The sequence below is a fragment of the uncultured Pseudophaeobacter sp. genome, assembly GCA_905479575.1.
GTDB lineage: Bacteria > Pseudomonadota > Alphaproteobacteria > Rhodobacterales > Rhodobacteraceae > Pseudophaeobacter.
Window position 1 is genome coordinate 43,609 of record CAJQNB010000041.1, and the last position, 16,499, is coordinate 60,107.

A 16,499-nucleotide genomic window follows, 5' to 3' on the forward strand; every position below is an offset into this window, starting at 1 on the left:
GTCCCTCGGGGTGCCGGATCGGAGGCACCATCATGCTAAAGCACCGAGGGTTTCCTGGCCGTCTGCCGGGAACAGATTTTCAATTTGTCGTTCGTCGCCCCAATCCCAAAGGGGTGACCGAGCTGACCAAACGCGAACGGTTCCGGGATCGCAAACCGGCAGACCGGCGTGCTGATGCCGCCTTTATGCAGGCTTTGTTGCAGCAGTTTGGCGACCAGCCCTTTGAACGGGGCAACCTGGATGCGGGCCGATTGAGCTGGCTTTTTGGCCGTGAAGTTCTCCCCGCAGAAGATCCCTTTGATCCGGCTTCCTATGAGGCTCTTCTGGTTCTTGATGTAGAGCTGGCTCAGCGGTCCTTTCCGGAAGCCTTTGAGGGGAAAAGCCTGTGATGCGCGGGGCGAAGCCAGGCGCAGGCGACCAGCGGGGGCGGGGCATGGGCACTGTTGTCGTCGGTCGGATTGTGGGCTTCGCCCCGTTGTTTAACCCTGCTGAACAGGCTCGCGGTGCGGGCAGGGCGGCGCCAGTGGCGAAAGCCCGCCGAGCGCGCAGCACCTTTGGGCGCAGGGCTGCTCATTTTTGCGGCTCACACACTGATTTGTTGCCCGCTGGCCCGACAACTGCTTGTTGGAGAAGAGAGCAGCGCTCTCCACAAAAAGGAGTTAAAATACTATGCGGGCAATCCTTTTCACATCTGCGTTGGGGCTTTGCACAGCCCTGTCAGCCTGTGGCGACACCACCGGCGAACAAGTCGCCTTTGGCGCCGGTGCCGGGGCCGTCGGATCGGCTTTGCTGGGGGGGCATTTGCTCACCGGTGCGGCCGTCGGTACAGCGGCCAATCTTATCTATTGCAAGGAAAACCCTGGCCGTTGCTAGGGCGACTACAGCACCAGTTTCACTGATCTGTCAGCCCCTTCGGGCGACAGCAGATACTCACGCAAGCGCCGCCGGCGAGCCCAGAGCTCGCCTGCGGCGTTTTGCATTTCGGCATACAAAAGAACAAGGGACTGCCAATGTTTGAAAAGATCCTGATCGCGAACCGGGGCGAGATCGCCTGCCGTGTTATCAAGACCGCCCGCAAGATGGGTATCAAAACCGTTGCCATCTATTCGGATGCGGATAAGCAGGCCCTGCATGTGCAAATGGCCGATGAGGCGGTTCATATCGGCCCCCCCCCTGCCAATCAGTCCTATATTGTTATCGATAAGGTGATGGAGGCCATTCGCGCAACCGGCGCTCAGGCGGTTCATCCTGGCTATGGTTTCTTGTCGGAAAACTCCAAGTTCGCTGAAGCCCTGGCGGCCGAGGGTGTTGCCTTTGTTGGCCCGCCTGTGGGGGCCATTGAAAAGATGGGTGATAAAATCACCTCGAAGAAAATCGCCAAGGAAGCGGGTGTTTCCACAGTTCCTGGTCACATGGGCCTGATCGAAGACGCCGATGAGGCGGTAAAGATCTCGCGCGAGATCGGCTATCCGGTGATGCTCAAGGCCTCAGCTGGCGGTGGCGGCAAAGGCATGCGGATTGCCTGGAACGACGAAGAGGCCCGCGAAGGCTTTCAGTCTTCCAAGAACGAGGCGGCGAGTTCCTTTGGTGATGACCGGATCTTTATCGAGAAATTTGTGACGCAACCGCGCCATATCGAAATTCAGGTGCTTTGCGATGCCCATGGCAATGGCATCTACCTGGGCGAGCGCGAATGTTCGATCCAGCGTCGCCAGCAGAAGGTTGTGGAAGAAGCGCCAAGCCCCTTCCTGGATGAAGCCACCCGCAAGGCCATGGGGGAGCAGGCTGTCGCCCTGGCGCAGGCGGTGGATTATGCCTCTGCCGGGACAGTGGAATTCATCGTGGACGGCGATAAGAACTTCTACTTCCTGGAAATGAATACCCGTTTGCAGGTTGAACACCCGGTGACTGAGCTGATCACCGGTGTCGATCTGGTGGAACAGATGATCCGGGTCGCCAATGGTGAGCCGCTGACGATTTCGCAGGACGACGTGCAGCTGAATGGCTGGGCGATTGAAAACCGTCTTTATGCCGAAGATCCCTATCGGGGCTTTCTGCCCTCGATTGGCCGTCTGACCCGCTATCGTCCCCCGGCTGAGCTGTCGGGTGGTCCGCTGTTGGACAATGGCAAATGGCAGGGCGATGCACCTGCGGGCGCGGGCATCGCGGTGCGCAATGATACCGGCGTCTATGAGGGCGGCGAAATCTCGATGTATTATGACCCGATGATCGCCAAGCTTTGCACCTGGGCACCCACCCGCGATCAGGCGATCGAAGCAATGCGCAACGCGCTGGACGGGTTTGAGGTCGAAGGTATTGGCCACAACCTGCCTTTCCTGTCGGCGGTGATGGATCACCCGATCTTCATTGAGGGCGCCATGACCACCGCCTTTATCGAAGAACAGTATCCCGAAGGTTTTGTTGGTGTTGATCTGCCCGAAGAGGCGCTGCGCCGGATTGCGGCCTCGGCGGCTGCGATGCACCGGGTTGCCGAAATCCGCCGCACGCGGGTGTCTGGCCGGATGGACAATCACGAGCGCCGGGTTGGCAGCGACTGGGTTGTTACCCTGCAGGGACAGAACTTCCCGGTCAGCATTGAGGCCGACCAGTTGGGGGCCACGGTCACCTTCCAGGATGGCGCGGCCATGCGCATCGCCAGCGATTGGACGCCAGGGGATCAGCTGGCGACAATCGATGTGGATGGCACCCCGCTGGTGCTGAAAGTGGGCAAGATTTCGGGTGGCTTCCGTATCCGGTCCCGTGGTGCTGATATCAAAGTGCATGTGCGCACGAAGCGTCAGGCGGAACTGGCCGAACTGATGCCGGAAAAAGTGGCGCCTGATACGTCGAAACTGCTGCTCTGCCCGATGCCCGGTCTGGTGGTGAAAATCGATGTCGAGGTTGGCGACGAAGTCCAGGAAGGCCAGGCCCTGTGTTCGGTTGAAGCGATGAAGATGGAAAACATTCTGCGCGCCGAAAAGAAAGGCGTGATTGCCAAGATCAACGCAAGTGCAGGCGACAGCCTGGCGGTTGACGAAGTGATCATGGAATTTGAGGGGTGATCACAGAAGCAGGCATAAGCCGGATTTCACGGGCGGGGCAGGGTGCTCTGGCCGCGAAATTCCGGTGTCAGTTGCGACCTTCGGGTCGCGCTGAGCCTGCTTTTTCCACATGCAATGCAGGTGCATGCACCAAATCTTCAGACCTCTGTGCGAGATCAATCCCATTGGTTTATCGCAGGGTGGCACATGTTTCGACTGGCAGTAACGTTGATTTCGGCTTTGTTTCTTCTGTCAGGCTGCGCGCTGGACAAGGAAGAAGAGCTGCGTGTTCAGCTCTCCGAATGGGTCACACTGGGCGATACCTATTTCTTCAAATCCAACGGCACCTGCACGGCGGCAGTGTTTCACACCGACAGCCCACGCATCTCGTCGCTGCTTGGCGCCGCGCGTTCGGTGGATACCGGGCTCAAGATGCTGGCCGATGGGCAGCCGGTGGTGTTCAAGGTTGGCGACAAATCCCCCAATGCGCTGGTCGAAGCGATCATGTCGCGCGATCTGCCCCATGGGATCAGCGTGCTCAACTCCGGCCTGGCCGGGGTCAACTGCATGAGCGAGCTGGTGAAATCCATCTACCATCAGGCGATTATGAACCCCAGCTCGCGCATGGCCTTTATCCCCGAAGGGCACGGCGTAATGATTGTGGATTCACAGGCCAAGGCAGTGATCTACGTGCGCAGCAACGGCTAAACCCCTGGCCAAACGCGCAAACTCCCATGCGTAAAAGGCGCGGCTGGCGCGCGAATGGCTCTCAGTTCTCGCGCCGATCTTCGACCTCTCGCAGACGGTCCTGGAACTTGTCGATGGTGCGCGACAGCTCGCGGACTGTCCAGGGATGTGGTTTGCGCAGCTTCACGCCTCCGTCCTTGCCCACCAGGACCAGCATGAACCCACGCGGGCGCAGTTGCTTGCGCAGCGCCGAGGTGGGTTTTGGGGTGGTATCGGTCAGGACCACGACATCGCGCTCCAGTAAGGCCGCTGCCTCGCTGGTCAACAGGATCATTTGCTCTTTGAACCGGGGGTCTTCCGGGCTGTCGGCAAAGACAACAATTGGGCGCTTGTGCCACAGAAAACTGGACAGATCGACCTCTTCTCCGGGCTGCACAAGCGTGGGGGGCTCAGGCTCTGAAGCTTGGGCTGCTACAGCTAGGGTAAGCGGAAGAAAACTCGACAAAACAAGGGCTAGGATTGGTTTCATAATCTCTCCTGTTGGCCTCAATATATGCGCATGGCGCATAAATGCGATGGGCAATCGGCCTGTTTGCAGAAAAAAAACCACGCTTGTTAATCGCTTTGAGAGGGTCTGTGGACAATGATCGCGCAGTCTCCCTTTTCAGAGGTGCGGAACGCGCCTCCCGTCCAAAGAATTGGAAATGCGATGCAAACCTGTCTTCATCTTGGGGCACACCGCTGTGCCACCACCTCTTTTCAGGAATACCTGCGCCAGAATGCAGCAGAGCTTGAAACGCAAGGGATAGGGTTTTGGGGACCACGACGCACCCGCAATGGCTTGCTGCACGGGGTCTTGCCCACACCTTCGGTGGTGAATTCCACAGCGCTGGCAAAACGGGCGCAGGGGCGGATCAGGATGAACCTGAACCACAGCCGGGAGCGCGGCATTCAGCAACTTATTGTCAGTGATGAAAACCTCATCGGCAGCACCCGCACAAATCTGCGGCTCGGCGGGCTTTATAGTGGCGTCGGGGAGCGGCTGGCACGCTACGCCGAAGCCTTTGATGGCCAGATTTCTTCTGTGGCGCTCAATATTCGCAGCCTGGAAAGCTACTGGACCTCTGCCCTGACCTATGCGGTCACCCGGGGGCACCGCGTCCCGTCGCATTTGCAATTGCAAAACCTTGCCGAGAGCAGCCGCAGCTGGCGCGATGTTATTTCCGATATCGCCTGCGCCATGCCCGGGGTGGAGATCCAGGTCCTGCCCTTTGAGATCTTTTGTGGCCGCCCTGAACTGCAACTGCAACTGCTGAGCAACTGCGAAGCCCCGCGCAACCATGCACGGGTGCGGCTCAACGCCTCCTTGCGGCTGGAAGATCTGCGGGCCCATGTGCTGACAAACACAGCCCTTGAGCTGCCCGAAGGAGAGGGGCGCTGGCGCCCCTTTGACGAGACCCAAAGCGCTATGCTGCGCGAGAATTATTCAGATGATCTGATGTGGCTGACTGCCGGCGCCGATGGGCTGGCGCAGCTGGTCCAGGATCCAGAACACCAGGCGGCAGGACTAAACCTGCCCCAAACAGATATGACAAGAGGAAGACCCCATGACAAGCAAGACAGACGATTGGCGGGCTCTGGCTGAAAAAGAGCTCCGTGGCCGCCCACTCGAAGACCTGACCTGGAAGACACTGGAAGGTATTGAGGTCAAGCCGCTGTATACGGCTGAAGACACCGCCGAGCTGCCGCATATGGGCACGCTGCCCGGCTTTGGCCCTTTTACCCGTGGCGTCAAGGCCACGATGTATGCAGGCCGCCCTTGGACCATTCGGCAATATGCGGGCTTTTCCACCGCCGAAGAGAGCAACGCTTTTTACCGCCGCAATCTGGAAGCGGGCCAGCAGGGGGTTTCCGTGGCCTTCGATCTGGCCACCCACCGGGGCTATGACAGCGATCACGAACGGGTTGTGGGCGATGTGGGCAAGGCTGGCGTTGCCATCGATTCTGTTGAGGACATGAAGATCCTGTTTGACGGTATCCCGCTCGACAAGGTTTCGGTGTCGATGACCATGAACGGCGCGGTGATCCCGATCCTGGCGAGCTTCATCGTGGCGGGCGAAGAGCAGGGCCATGACAAGGCACTGCTGGCGGGCACCATTCAGAACGATATTCTGAAGGAATTCATGGTGCGAAACACCTATGTCTATCCGCCAGAGCCTTCGATGAAGATCATCTCGGATATCATTGAATACACTTCCAATGAGATGCCCAAGTTCAACTCGATCTCGATTTCCGGCTACCACATGCAGGAAGCCGGTGCCAATCTGGTGCAGGAGCTGGCCTATACGCTGGCTGATGGTCGCGAATATGTCCGCGCCGCCACCGAGGCGGGTATGGATGTGGATAAATTTGCCGGCCGTCTCAGCTTTTTCTTTGCCATTGGCACCAACTTCTTCATGGAAATCGCCAAACTGCGCGCGGCGCGCACCCTGTGGCATCGCGTCATGACCGAATTTGACGCCAAGTCCGACCGGTCCAAGATGCTGCGCACCCACTGCCAGACCTCGGGCGTGTCCCTGCAGGAACAAGACCCCTATAACAACGTGATCCGCACCGCCTATGAGGCGATGTCGGCGGTTTTGGGCGGCACCCAGTCGCTGCACACTAATGCGCTGGACGAAGCCATCGCGCTGCCCACCGAATTCTCGGCGCGTATTGCCCGTAACACCCAGCTGGTGTTGCAGGAAGAAACCGGTGTTACCAATGTGGTCGACCCGCTGGCCGGCTCTTACTATGTGGAAAGCCTGACAAACGAGCTGATCGACAAGGCCTGGGCGCTGATGTCGGAGGTTGAGGAAATGGGTGGCATGACCAAGGCCGTGGCCTCTGGCATGCCCAAGCTGCGCATCGAGGAAAGCGCCGCCCGTCGTCAGGCAATGATCGACCGCGGCGAAGAGGTGATTGTCGGCGTCAACAAATACCGCAAGGAAAAAGAAGACCCGATCGACATCCTGGACGTGGATAACGTGGCCGTGCGCGAAAGCCAGATTGCCCGTTTGCAGAAAATGCGCGACGAGCGCGACGAGGCGGCCTGTCAGGCTGCGTTGGATGAGTTGACCAATCGTGCCAAAAATGGCGGCAACCTGCTGGAAGCTGCTGTCGAAGCGGCGCGGATGCGGGCCTCAGTTGGAGAAATCAGCATGGCGATGGAAAAAGAATTTGGCCGTCACCGCGCCGAGGTGAAAACTCTGGCGGGGGTTTATGGCGCGGCTTATGAGGGCGACGAAGGCTTTGCCGAGATCCAGAAAAGCATCGAAGCCTTTGCCGAAGAAGAAGGGCGTCGTCCGCGTCTTCTGGTGGTCAAGATGGGCCAGGACGGGCATGACCGGGGCGCCAAGGTAATCGCCACAGCCTTTGCCGATATCGGGTTTGATGTGGACGTAGGTCCACTGTTTCAGACCCCCGCCGAGGCGGCGCAGGATGCCATCGACAATGATGTGCATGTTATCGGTATCTCATCCCAGGCGGCAGGTCACAAAACCCTGGCACCGCAGCTGGTAAAGGAACTGAAAGAGCAGGGCGCCGAGGATATTCTGGTGATCTGCGGCGGAGTTATTCCGCAACAGGACTACCAGTACCTTTATGACAACGGCGTCAAAGCGATCTTTGGCCCCGGCACCAACATCCCCGAAGCGGCGCAGGATGTCCTGAAACTGATCCGCGAAGCCCGCAGCTGAGCAAAGACACAGGTGCAGATCCGGTCATAGACTGGATCCGCCGGATATTCTGGTCATCAGATCTATGGGCGCGGGTCTTCCTGCGCCCATATGTGTTGCAGCCTTAAACCGGTTTTGGAGCGCGGCCTTGCACTGGCCTGGATCTGGTGTGCGCAGCCGTTTCAGCCCCTCACGCGTAAAAATCGATGGCCGGTTGTGACTTATCATAGCCCGCCTCTTCCAAGGCGGCCAAAACGGTGTCGCCTAAACTCAACGCGTCTTCACTGGTTGAATCATAGGCCTCAACGGTGGCGGCGATCAGCTCGACAATTTCGTCGTCAACGGTCGAAATCCCCTGCCTTTCCTGTGGCGGCAGCGGGCGGTCCGCGCGCAAGGCCGCATCGGCTCCGGATTGGGCTGCCCGCTCGGCTGCCGCGCTGCCTGACCCCGCCAAGGCTGCGTCAAGATTTTTTCCGCTGCCCAGGTCCGGGTCTTTGACCTGAATGAGCATTGTGCGGGCATTGGCGTCCAATAGCTTGTCAGGCTCGAAACTGGACAGAAAGGCTGCGAGCTTTTCTGCTTGCTCACCATTCATCTTTGTCGATTTCCTATTCAGGCTCGACAGTAGTTCCTGGCTCATTGAACCTTGGATCAGCATCAGATGACCTCCTATACCTCGTTCACACGGCACCAGGTGTCCTGGCGCGCTTTTGACACGGACATGGAAGAAGGGGCCTCATTATCTGAAGCCCGCGCCATGCCCAAAGTTTCCTTAATTTCATAGGGGGCAGGCCATAATTCAAGCGCTGGCAGTACCTTATGGTTTCCAAACTATGAATGTCTGCCAGTGATCACCTCCTCAGCTTTGCGCTTGAATGTCGCAAGGGGCCGGCTAGGGTGTGGCCAAAATAGGAGAGCATGATGGAACTGGATCACCTGGCCGTCGCAGGCGCAACTCTGGAAGAGGCGCGGGTTCACGTGGAAGAGGCGCTTGGCGTGGCGCTGCAGCCAGGCGGGCAACATGCGATGTTTGGCACCCATAATTACCTGCTTGGGCTGGCGGATGGGCTTTATCTTGAAGCCATCGCCATTGATCCATCTGCCACCCCACAGCGGCGGCCCTGCTGGTTTGATCTGGACCGGTTTACCGGGGCGCCCCGGATCAGCAACTGGATTTGCCGCTGCACCGATCTGCCCGCACAACTGGCCGGGCTGCCAAAGGGGGCAGGGGAGCCTGTTTCGCTGACGCGGGGCGATCTGAAGTGGGATATGGCGGTGCCGGCGGACGGGATTCTGCCCTATGACAATATGTTTCCAGCACTGATTGAGTGGCATTCTGCCCATCCGGCGCCCAGTCTGCAGCAGCAGGGCTGTCGGCTGCACCACCTGGTGATTTCCCACCCCGAGGCGGGCGCTTTGCAAGAGGTGATGCCCATGTCTGATCCGCGGATCAGTTTTGAGACCGGTCCGATGGGGTTTGAGGCTGAGTTTGACACGCCCCACGGGCGCCGCCATCTGCGCTGAAATCAGACGCTACCGGCGGTGATTTGCCAGTTGCCCGCCGCGGTGTGCAGCGGCAACGCGTGGCAGCACTGACATCGGCTGGGTTTCCAGCTAAGGTATTGATATGACTCTTTGGTCCCGAATCTCAGATGCGCTGTCTGCGCTTGGAAAGGGCGAAAGCCTTGCGGATGTTTTTGACCGCCTGCGCACCCCGCCCGAGCGATCGGTAGCCTTTGCCATTGCGGTGGTGGCTCTGGGCGCCAAAATGGCAAAGGCAGACGGCCAGGTCACTCGGGATGAGGTCACCGCCTTTCGCGAAGTGTTCCAGATCGCCCAAAACGACGAGGCCGGCGCGGCGCGGGTCTTTGATATGGCTCGGACAGATATTGCCGGATATCAGGACTATGCGGCGCGTATCCAACGGATGTTTGCCTCGGACAGCAGCACCCTGTGTGATCTGATGGAGGGGCTGTTCCATATCGCCATGGCAGATGGCTTTTATCATCCCGGTGAAAACGAGTTTCTGGAGGATGTGAGCCGGATCTTTGGCCAGACACCACAGCAGTTTCAGGCGCTTAGGGCGCGATTTGTCCCGGATGCTCCCAAGGATCCCTATACGGTGCTTGGCGTGTCCCCGGATATGCCGCGTGAGGAGATCCGCAAATATTGGCGCAAGCTGGTGCGCGACACCCATCCGGATGCAATGATCGGGCGCGGAGTACCGGAAGAGGCCGTGCGGCTGGCGGAAAAACGCATGATAGATATCAACCGCGCCTGGGATCAGATCAACGGATGTGAAAAACATGCGCCTGGTCACCTATAATATCGAATGGTTTGCGCATCTGTTTGACGATGCTGACAATTTGATGCTCGATGGTGAATCTTCTGGGCGCTATGGCGTCGATCGCTACACCCAGGGCCGGGGTATTGCCCATGTGCTGCAACGCCTGGATGCGGATGCGGTTATGGTCGTGGAGGCGCCTAACACCGGGCGAAATCAGAGCTGTAGAAGAGCGTTGGAACGCTTTGCCGCCGAGGCAGGCCTGCGCACGGATACTGCGGTTTCCGGTTTTGCCACCGACACCCATCAAGAAATCGCGCTGCTCTATGATCCAACGGTGCTGACCGTGAAGGTGGATCCCCAGGTCAGCAAAGACACGCCACGCTTTGATGATAGCTTTCATATTGATCTGGATGTGGATGACCGGATGGACCGGGTCCGGTTTTCCAAGCCGCCGCTGGAACTGCGGGTCAACACCAAAGAGGGCATGACTTTGCGCCTGATCGGTGCGCATTTGAAATCAAAGGCCCCCCATGGGGCTGAAAACGCCAAAGACGTGGTGCGGCTCTCCATCGCCAACCGGCGCAAGCAGCTGGCCCAGGCGATCTGGCTGCATCGGCGTGTCGCAGACCACACCGAGGCCGGCGAACATGTGATTGTCATGGGGGATCTCAATGACGGTCCAGGGCTGGACGAATATGAGCGCCTGTTTGGAAAATCCTCGGTTGAGATCGTCATGGGGACAGAGCTGACCGATCCCCATGCACAAGGTCTGCTGAAACCGCGCGAGATTGTGCAGCCCTCGACCTCCCGGTTTTACAACGCCGCAACCAAGCGCTATTTTGGTGCGCTTCTTGATTATATCATGATTTCCCACGGGTTGGAGGCCTACGCACCGCGCTGGCGTATCTGGCACCCGTTTGAGGATGCCGAGTGTTATGGCGACATTCCCCTGCGGGAGGCGCTATTGGCGGCGTCTGATCATTTTCCGGTCTCATTGGACCTTGGGCTGACTTAATTTTTTACACAGAGAGACTATATTGACCCCATGAAACATATTTTCGCTCCCGCCCTGATCGCCAGTTTTTTGATGGCCTCGCCGCTTGTTGCCCAGGACAGTGTCCCGCAGGATGGCGACAGTGGGGGCTCCAGCCTGATGGAGCGCGGGGCTGAGCTGTTTTGGAAAGGCTTGCGCGAAGAAATGGCGCCTTCCCTGGAGGAGCTGGAAGGGCTGATGTCTCAGATTGGCCCCTCAATGCAGAGCTTCCTGGCGGAAATGGGCCCGGCATTGACAGAAATCGCGGGCAAAGTCGAAGACTGGAGCCGCTATGAGGCGCCGGAAATCTTGCCCAATGGCGATATCATCATTCGCCGTAAACCAGATGAACCAGACAGCACGCCACCTGAAGGTGGCTCAGCTGACGGGGCAGGCGACGGGTCCACAGATCTGTGAGCGATAGCACATGCGGTCGCTGCCAAAGCAGAGCTCCCATGTGATCACATCAGCCGACCTTATTTGGTGATCTTGACGCTGAGCTCAGCCTCCAAGGCCTCAGCCAGCGATTTCAGACGGCTCTCGGCCACTTCACCAAACAGATCCTCACAGGCGCGGGGCAGTTCCAAACACAGATGACGTTTGCGGGGCTGCCATTTCAACGTGCCAATATCACCCTCTTCGCTGACCATCAGCATAGCGCCAAAACGCATGGCCTTGCCTAGGATCTCAGCTTCTTTTTGGCCCTTTTCGTCCAAAAGGTCGTAAAGATACTCAAAGGCAGTGCCCTGTCTTTTGTTGCGGTAGCGATGCAGCAGGGCCAGGCCGAGAAAAATCCGTTCAGAGTGTTTCAAGCCGCCAAGATTGGCGCGGGTTGCATTATCAAAACAGACTTCGGCGCGATAATCCGGGTGGGCGCGCCAACTGACGTCATGCAGCAGGCAAGCGGCCTTGATCAGGCGCTTCTGGGCGTGCGGGCCAGAGCTGAACAGCGGCAGAACAAAATCATAGAGCGTTTTGCCAAAGCCTGGCAGTCGCGCGTCTTTGGACTCGGCAAAGCGGCAGGATTCCACCAGCGGGTCCCGGTTACGCAGCCGCTGCGGCATCTGCTCATAGAGCAGGCCTTCGCGAATGCCATAACTGGACACCGCAATATCCTTGGGCTTGAAGGTTTTGACCAGGCGCGACAGTACGTCGATGGCATAGGGCACAAGCGACATCCGCGCGGCAGAGATACCACAGGCGGTGCGCAGATCTTCGATATCATTGGTATCGATATATTTCAGGGTTTCCCGGACATCCCGCGCGGTCATACGGTATTCATGCAAAACCCGTAGGGGATAGCCACGCCGCATCATGTCAACACGGGCAATGGCGCGCCAGCTGCCGCCGACCAGAAACAGGCGATCCGTCTGCCGCCCCATTTCGGTGCTCAGCTCCTTCATGACCGCAGATATATGCGCCTTGCGCCCGCGACGCCCGCCCTTGATGTCACGCAGTTTCAGCGGCCCAAGCGAGGAGGTCATACGCTTTCCAACCTCACCATCGTGGATTTCAGCCAGCTCCATCGAGGAGCCGCCAATATCGCACACCAGCCCATAAGACCCGGGCCAGCCCAGCAACACACCCTGGGCCGACAGCCGGGCCTCTTCGCGCCCGTCAATCACCCAGATTTTCAGCCCGGTTTCCTGCAGGACTTCCTCGCAGAACGCCGGGCCATCCTCGGCGTCGCGCACTGCGGCTGTGGCCACCACTGACAGGCCCGGCAGCCCCATGCCCTGGGCAAGATGTTGGAACCGGCGCAGCGCTGCCAGCGCCCGGACGCGCCCCTTGGGGTTCAGCTTGCCCGTTTCTGACAGGCCCGCGCCCAGGGCACACATGATCTTTTCGTTGTAGAAATAGGCCGGGCTACGTGCAGCGCCGTCAAAGATCACCATACGAACCGAGTTGGAGCCGACATCAACCACGCCGACTCGCGATAGGGCGCGGGCGCTGGGGTCTTCAAAAACGGGGCGACCAAAAGGGCCTCCATCGGGGGCGGAGCTGGCCTTGGCTGGGGTCATGGTCGCCTCATCAATTCTGCTTTGTGTTATCACGATGGGCCATGCCCAGATTTGGGTCAATCGCTGGTATATGCTACATTTTTGGTTACTTGTAGCGGATCATTTGGAAGGTCTTGTGACATCAGCCTGACCGCAAGAGGGCGCGACAGGGTGCGTCCTTCGGAGAGCGCCAGACTATCAAGCTGTTTTACGATGACAGCCGCAGCTGCAAATGAGCGATCCATATGGGCTACCAGATAAGGTATAACATCAGGTTTTGGCGTTACCTGCCTGTCGTTAAACAGTTTTGCCAGAACCACGGCAAGCAACGCATCATCCGGGGCTTGCAGCTCGGCGTGGGTCGCGGCCTGCACCCGGCTTTGCAGATCTGCCAGCGACAGTTGCCAAAGATTCGGCGCAGCCCGCCCCGTCAACATCAGCGCATGGCCATTGGACAGAACCAGATTGTGTAGGTGGAACAGGGCGTTTTGGGCCTCTGGGTTGCCAGCAATGGCCGGAACATCTTCCACCACCACCGGCGCCTGCGCCAATTTGGGCACCTGCTCTTCCCGCAGGCTGCTGGCCTGCAGGATCTTGGCACCGGTCTGACTGGCCCAGACATGGGCGAGATGGGTCTTGCCAGAGCCGGCAGGGCCGGTCAGAACCAGTTTGCCGCTGGGCCAGTGAAAGGAAGGGTCCAACAAGGCCACAGCCATAGCATTGGAGGGGGCGACAAAAAAGTCATCCCGCCCCAGGGCCGTTTTGGCGGGCAAATCAAAGCTCAGCTGTTGGGCCATTTCAGGTCTCGTCTTTTTGCTGCAAGGCCGGGTGTTCCAAGCCCCGGTACAATCGGCTGTCGAGATACTGTTCTACCAGGAAACGCGCAACCACCCCGAGCGCGGCGGCCAGGGGCACGGCGACCAGCATACCAACGAATCCAAAAAGGGCGCCAAAAACCGACAGCGCCAGCAACAGCCAGACCGGGTGTAATCCGACGGAGTTGCCCACCAGTTTAGGGGTAAGATAGTTGCCTTCGATCACCTGTCCAAAAGCAAAGATGGCGCCGACGATGCCAATCGACCACCAGTCGCCCCAGAACTGGAACAGGGCCAGGCCAATGGCCAACGCGCCGCCAATCAGCGCTCCGAGGTAGGGAATGAAGGTGACCATTCCGGCAATAAAGCCAACCGCCAGGCCAAAGTTGAGGCCGACAAGCATCAAGGTGACAGCGTAGTAGCTGCCCAGAATCAGGCAGACGGTGCCCATGCCGCGAATGAAGGAGGCCAGAACCGCGTCGATCTGCGACATCAGGCGGCGGATGATTGGGGCGTGATCACGCGGCAGCAGTTCGTCCACACGGGCTATCATACGGTCCCAGTCGAGCAGCAAATAGACGGCAACCACTGGAACAATGATAAACAATACCAATACATTCAGAAGCGAAACTGCGGATCCGGCGATGCCCTCAACCAGTTCAATCCCTTTGCCCTGCAAGGTGCCAACAATCGAGGCAATGGTTTGTTGCGCCCGGCTGCCTTCGGTAAAGACAGAAGGGAAATGAGTCTGCGCAAAGGCTCGCAGATCCCGAAAGGCCTTGGGCAGGGTCTCGGTCAGATCAATCAGCTGATTGATCAGCGTCGGCAGCAAGACAAGCAAAGCCAGCAAAAAGATCAGCATCAAGAACACGACAATCACAGCCGTGGACGTCGACCGACTGAGCCCCATGGTTTCCAGTCGATCAGCAACAGGGTCGATCAGATAGGCAATGGCCGCGCCCAGCACAAATGGCAGTAAAACGTCGCCCAGCGACCACATCACAATGGAAAAAATCAGGGCGGCAATGCCCCAGTATTTGAACTGTTTTTTTGCCGGAAGGGCCATGACTGCGCTGCCTTTTTGCGGACTGATCCGTAGGATCTTTGCTCAGTCATCGCCCAAGGCCGCGCCCCTTGCAAGAGGAGCGCGCGGCTCTGGGGTTAATCTGAGCTGTTTTTTTGCGCCGAAAGTCCTACTTTGGCGCGTGCTCCGGTCCCTGCGAATCCCACCCAGGCTGTGTTGCCGGGGTGGTGTGGTCCTGCCCAAGGCGAGAACAGCGCCGGGATGGGGCAGGTCACTCGATCCTGACGCCTTGGCGTTTCAGTTCCGCCTGCAAAGCGGTGATGTCCACAGCCTCCAGCGCGCAGTCTGACTTGACGGACAGGGCCGCAGCAATGCCTGCGCCTTGGCCCGCGACGGCACAACAGGCCATGTTGCGGGTGGCGGCATGGGCGATTCTGTCGCCACCAATGGCGCGACCGGTCACCAGCAGACCTTCGACTCCCTTTGGCAACATGGCGCGATAGGGGATCTGCATGTAGCGTCCGGTGGTGGGCAGGATCAACACGCCATAGCCATCAATGAATTCCGGATAAATCCCGATGCTATCGTCAAAGCGGCCCTGGTTGCGGGTCTCATCCTCGGTAATATTGTGGTGGGCGTCGATCTTGCGGGTGTCGCGAATGCCGATGGTCATGCCAAAATTGCGCAACCGCGCCGCTTCGCAGCCCGGCGTGTAGGCATTCAGCGCTTTTATCGCCAACATGGCCTGTTTGCGGCCTTCGATTTCGCCAATGGTCATGCTGTCGGGGTCGGTGCCGTCGATGCCTGCCAGATGCACCAGGTTCATATAGGTCATCTCGCCACTGTCATGCACCGCGCCCCAGGTGCCGCCAATGGTGTTGAGATGCGCGGGGATCACCCCGTCGCGGATCGCTTGTCCAAAGGGTTTGGCCAAAAAGGGCGAATACATCTCGTCTTCTTTCCCGGAGGTTTCGACCTGCCATTCGCCAGTGGACCAGTCAGCATAGGTCTGCGGGTCGGCCTTGACGCCCTCGATGAATTTTTGCTTGTCGACACCTGCGATGTGGAACATGACGCTGGCCGCCTGCATTTCCTCCACCGGGGTTTTCACTGTAGGCGCCCCCATCATATGGGCAATGTCCGCATCCCCAGTGGCGTCGATCACCCGTTTGGCCAGCACCGCTTCGCGGCCTGCCTTGCTTTCGACAATGACGCCGGTGACACGGCTGCTTTCCCGGATCGGGGCCACAAAGACCCGGTGCAGCATGGGGTGGATTCCGGCCTCTTCTACCAGCTTATCTGCCACCAGTTTGAAGCCCTCGCTGTCCAGCTCATAGGACAGGGATTGGCTTTCGGGTACGGCGGCGCCCATGGATTTGGCACGGTCTTCGAATTCCCAGCCTATCCCCCCGGCCTCAACCGTTTGCTCGTGACGATACCAGGCAAAGCCCTCCACGCCGACGGTGGTGATATTGCCACCAAAACAGCCAAACCGGTCCAGCAGAGTCACGGCAACACCAGCCCGTGCCGCAGCCAATGCTGCGGCCAGCCCGCCGGGGCCAGAGCCCACCACCAGTACCTCGGTTTCATGGATCACCGGTATCTCACGGGCTGGTTCAAGAATGGTTTTGGTCAAGTCTTTCTCCTTAAAGACAGCGAAGCAGCTCCGGGCTGGTCGTGAGGTTTCCGCTAACAGATATATTCTTGTATGGTCGTTCAAGTTATTTTTGCGCTGCTCGGATGGAAAAGTGACAACATCGCGCTGACAGGCCGGTAAAAATCACTTGGGTCGGGCCGACGGCTTGCCAGGCGGTCCGTGCTTTCGTGCCTCTGCTCTTGCTCGCCTTCGTCGCAGCCACTACACCGGGCGGGATCGCGAAAACACGAACCACATCA

General features: G+C 58.7%; 16 protein-coding genes. 10 read left to right on the forward strand and 6 right to left on the reverse strand.

Features of this window, described 5'->3' with window-relative positions; genetic code table 11:
- Window positions 1–32 precede the first annotated feature (32 nt).
- From QZ268_RS12280 to QZ268_RS12295, 4 genes are all read left to right on the forward strand, one after another.
- A complete protein-coding gene (locus QZ268_RS12280; protein WP_295452933.1) occupies window positions 33–389 on the forward strand; it encodes a hypothetical protein in 357 nt (118 codons plus the stop codon).
- Between the two features lie 280 nt (window positions 390–669).
- Window positions 670–873, forward strand: coding sequence for a hypothetical protein (locus tag QZ268_RS12285; RefSeq protein ID WP_295452935.1), 204 nt, complete (start codon window positions 670–672; stop codon window positions 871–873).
- A gap of 137 nt (window positions 874–1,010) precedes the next feature.
- Window positions 1,011–3,062 carry an acetyl/propionyl/methylcrotonyl-CoA carboxylase subunit alpha gene (locus QZ268_RS12290; protein ID WP_295452938.1) on the forward strand — a complete coding sequence of 684 codons (2,052 nt, stop codon included), beginning with the start codon at window positions 1,011–1,013 and terminating at the stop codon, window positions 3,060–3,062.
- 186 nt (window positions 3,063–3,248) lie between these two features.
- The gene (locus QZ268_RS12295) at window positions 3,249–3,749 is read left to right on the forward strand and encodes a hypothetical protein (RefSeq protein WP_295452941.1); all 501 of its coding nucleotides are present in this window, start codon (window positions 3,249–3,251) and stop codon (window positions 3,747–3,749) included.
- A 61-nt stretch (window positions 3,750–3,810) separates the two neighbouring features.
- On the opposite strand, the gene QZ268_RS12300 is transcribed toward QZ268_RS12295, so the two are convergent.
- On the reverse strand, window positions 3,811–4,257 hold the full coding sequence (locus QZ268_RS12300; RefSeq protein WP_295452944.1) for a DUF4174 domain-containing protein: 447 nt from the start codon (window positions 4,255–4,257) through the stop codon (window positions 3,811–3,813).
- Between the two features lie 180 nt (window positions 4,258–4,437).
- Between QZ268_RS12300 and QZ268_RS12305 the strand changes: the two genes are divergently transcribed.
- Entirely contained in the window at window positions 4,438–5,373 is a 936-nt protein-coding gene (locus QZ268_RS12305; protein WP_295452947.1) for a hypothetical protein, read from the forward strand.
- A complete protein-coding gene (gene scpA, locus QZ268_RS12310) occupies window positions 5,336–7,465 on the forward strand; it encodes a methylmalonyl-CoA mutase (protein ID WP_295452950.1) in 2,130 nt (709 codons plus the stop codon). Before QZ268_RS12305 ends, scpA begins: the two co-directional genes overlap by 38 nt.
- A 169-nt stretch (window positions 7,466–7,634) precedes the next feature.
- Here scpA and QZ268_RS12315 read toward each other — a convergent pair whose 3' ends face one another.
- Window positions 7,635–8,102 carry a hypothetical protein gene (locus tag QZ268_RS12315; protein WP_295452952.1) on the reverse strand — a complete coding sequence of 156 codons (468 nt, stop codon included), beginning with the start codon at window positions 8,100–8,102 and terminating at the stop codon, window positions 7,635–7,637.
- A 263-nt stretch (window positions 8,103–8,365) separates the two neighbouring features.
- Here QZ268_RS12315 and QZ268_RS12320 point away from each other — a divergent pair, with 263 nt between their 5' ends.
- The 4 genes from QZ268_RS12320 (at window position 8,366) to QZ268_RS12335 (ending at window position 11,181) form a co-directional block, all read left to right on the forward strand.
- On the forward strand, window positions 8,366–8,968 hold the full coding sequence (locus QZ268_RS12320) for a VOC family protein (protein ID WP_295452954.1): 603 nt from the start codon (window positions 8,366–8,368) through the stop codon (window positions 8,966–8,968).
- A gap of 103 nt (window positions 8,969–9,071) precedes the next feature.
- Window positions 9,072–9,770, forward strand: coding sequence for a molecular chaperone DjiA (locus QZ268_RS12325; protein ID WP_295452958.1), 699 nt, complete (start codon window positions 9,072–9,074; stop codon window positions 9,768–9,770).
- Entirely contained in the window at window positions 9,751–10,746 is a 996-nt protein-coding gene (locus QZ268_RS12330) for an endonuclease/exonuclease/phosphatase family protein (RefSeq protein ID WP_295452961.1), read from the forward strand. The genes QZ268_RS12325 and QZ268_RS12330 overlap by 20 nt, the downstream gene beginning before the upstream one ends.
- Window positions 10,747–10,776: 30 nt before the next feature.
- A complete protein-coding gene (locus tag QZ268_RS12335) occupies window positions 10,777–11,181 on the forward strand; it encodes a hypothetical protein (RefSeq protein ID WP_295452964.1) in 405 nt (134 codons plus the stop codon).
- Window positions 11,182–11,240: 59 nt separating this feature from the next.
- On the opposite strand, the gene QZ268_RS12340 is transcribed toward QZ268_RS12335, so the two are convergent.
- The 4 genes from QZ268_RS12340 to QZ268_RS12355 all read right to left on the reverse strand — a co-directional run bounded on the left by QZ268_RS12340 (window position 11,241) and on the right by QZ268_RS12355 (window position 16,239).
- Window positions 11,241–12,785 carry a Ppx/GppA family phosphatase gene (locus QZ268_RS12340; protein WP_295452967.1) on the reverse strand — a complete coding sequence of 515 codons (1,545 nt, stop codon included), beginning with the start codon at window positions 12,783–12,785 and terminating at the stop codon, window positions 11,241–11,243.
- A 56-nt stretch (window positions 12,786–12,841) separates the two neighbouring features.
- The gene (locus QZ268_RS12345) at window positions 12,842–13,561 is read right to left on the reverse strand and encodes a DnaA/Hda family protein (RefSeq protein ID WP_295452969.1); all 720 of its coding nucleotides are present in this window, start codon (window positions 13,559–13,561) and stop codon (window positions 12,842–12,844) included.
- Between the two features lies 1 nt (window position 13,562).
- Complete coding sequence (locus tag QZ268_RS12350) at window positions 13,563–14,645, reverse strand: AI-2E family transporter (protein ID WP_295452971.1); 1,083 nt, start codon at window positions 14,643–14,645, stop codon at window positions 13,563–13,565.
- A gap of 229 nt (window positions 14,646–14,874) precedes the next feature.
- Entirely contained in the window at window positions 14,875–16,239 is a 1,365-nt protein-coding gene (locus tag QZ268_RS12355) for an FAD-dependent oxidoreductase (RefSeq protein ID WP_295452972.1), read from the reverse strand.
- Window positions 16,240–16,499 lie beyond the last annotated feature (260 nt).

Excerpts from the sequence above, each read along its gene's own strand:
- QZ268_RS12280 (WP_295452933.1), top strand. The coding sequence starts at position 33 with ATGCTAAAGCACCGAGGGTTTCCTGGCCGTCTGCCGGGAACAGATTTT.
- QZ268_RS12285 (WP_295452935.1), top strand. The coding sequence starts at position 670 with ATGCGGGCAATCCTTTTCACATCTGCGTTGGGGCTTTGCACAGCCCTG.
- QZ268_RS12290 (WP_295452938.1), top strand. The coding sequence starts at position 1,011 with ATGTTTGAAAAGATCCTGATCGCGAACCGGGGCGAGATCGCCTGCCGT.
- QZ268_RS12295 (WP_295452941.1), top strand. The coding sequence starts at position 3,249 with ATGTTTCGACTGGCAGTAACGTTGATTTCGGCTTTGTTTCTTCTGTCA.
- QZ268_RS12300 (WP_295452944.1), bottom strand. The coding sequence starts at position 4,257 with ATGAAACCAATCCTAGCCCTTGTTTTGTCGAGTTTTCTTCCGCTTACC.
- QZ268_RS12305 (WP_295452947.1), top strand. The coding sequence starts at position 4,438 with ATGCAAACCTGTCTTCATCTTGGGGCACACCGCTGTGCCACCACCTCT.
- scpA (WP_295452950.1), top strand. The coding sequence starts at position 5,336 with ATGACAAGCAAGACAGACGATTGGCGGGCTCTGGCTGAAAAAGAGCTC.
- QZ268_RS12315 (WP_295452952.1), bottom strand. The coding sequence starts at position 8,102 with ATGCTGATCCAAGGTTCAATGAGCCAGGAACTACTGTCGAGCCTGAAT.
- QZ268_RS12320 (WP_295452954.1), top strand. The coding sequence starts at position 8,366 with ATGGAACTGGATCACCTGGCCGTCGCAGGCGCAACTCTGGAAGAGGCG.
- QZ268_RS12325 (WP_295452958.1), top strand. The coding sequence starts at position 9,072 with ATGACTCTTTGGTCCCGAATCTCAGATGCGCTGTCTGCGCTTGGAAAG.
- QZ268_RS12330 (WP_295452961.1), top strand. The coding sequence starts at position 9,751 with ATGCGCCTGGTCACCTATAATATCGAATGGTTTGCGCATCTGTTTGAC.
- QZ268_RS12335 (WP_295452964.1), top strand. The coding sequence starts at position 10,777 with ATGAAACATATTTTCGCTCCCGCCCTGATCGCCAGTTTTTTGATGGCC.
- QZ268_RS12340 (WP_295452967.1), bottom strand. The coding sequence starts at position 12,785 with ATGACCCCAGCCAAGGCCAGCTCCGCCCCCGATGGAGGCCCTTTTGGT.
- QZ268_RS12345 (WP_295452969.1), bottom strand. The coding sequence starts at position 13,561 with ATGGCCCAACAGCTGAGCTTTGATTTGCCCGCCAAAACGGCCCTGGGG.
- QZ268_RS12350 (WP_295452971.1), bottom strand. The coding sequence starts at position 14,645 with ATGGCCCTTCCGGCAAAAAAACAGTTCAAATACTGGGGCATTGCCGCC.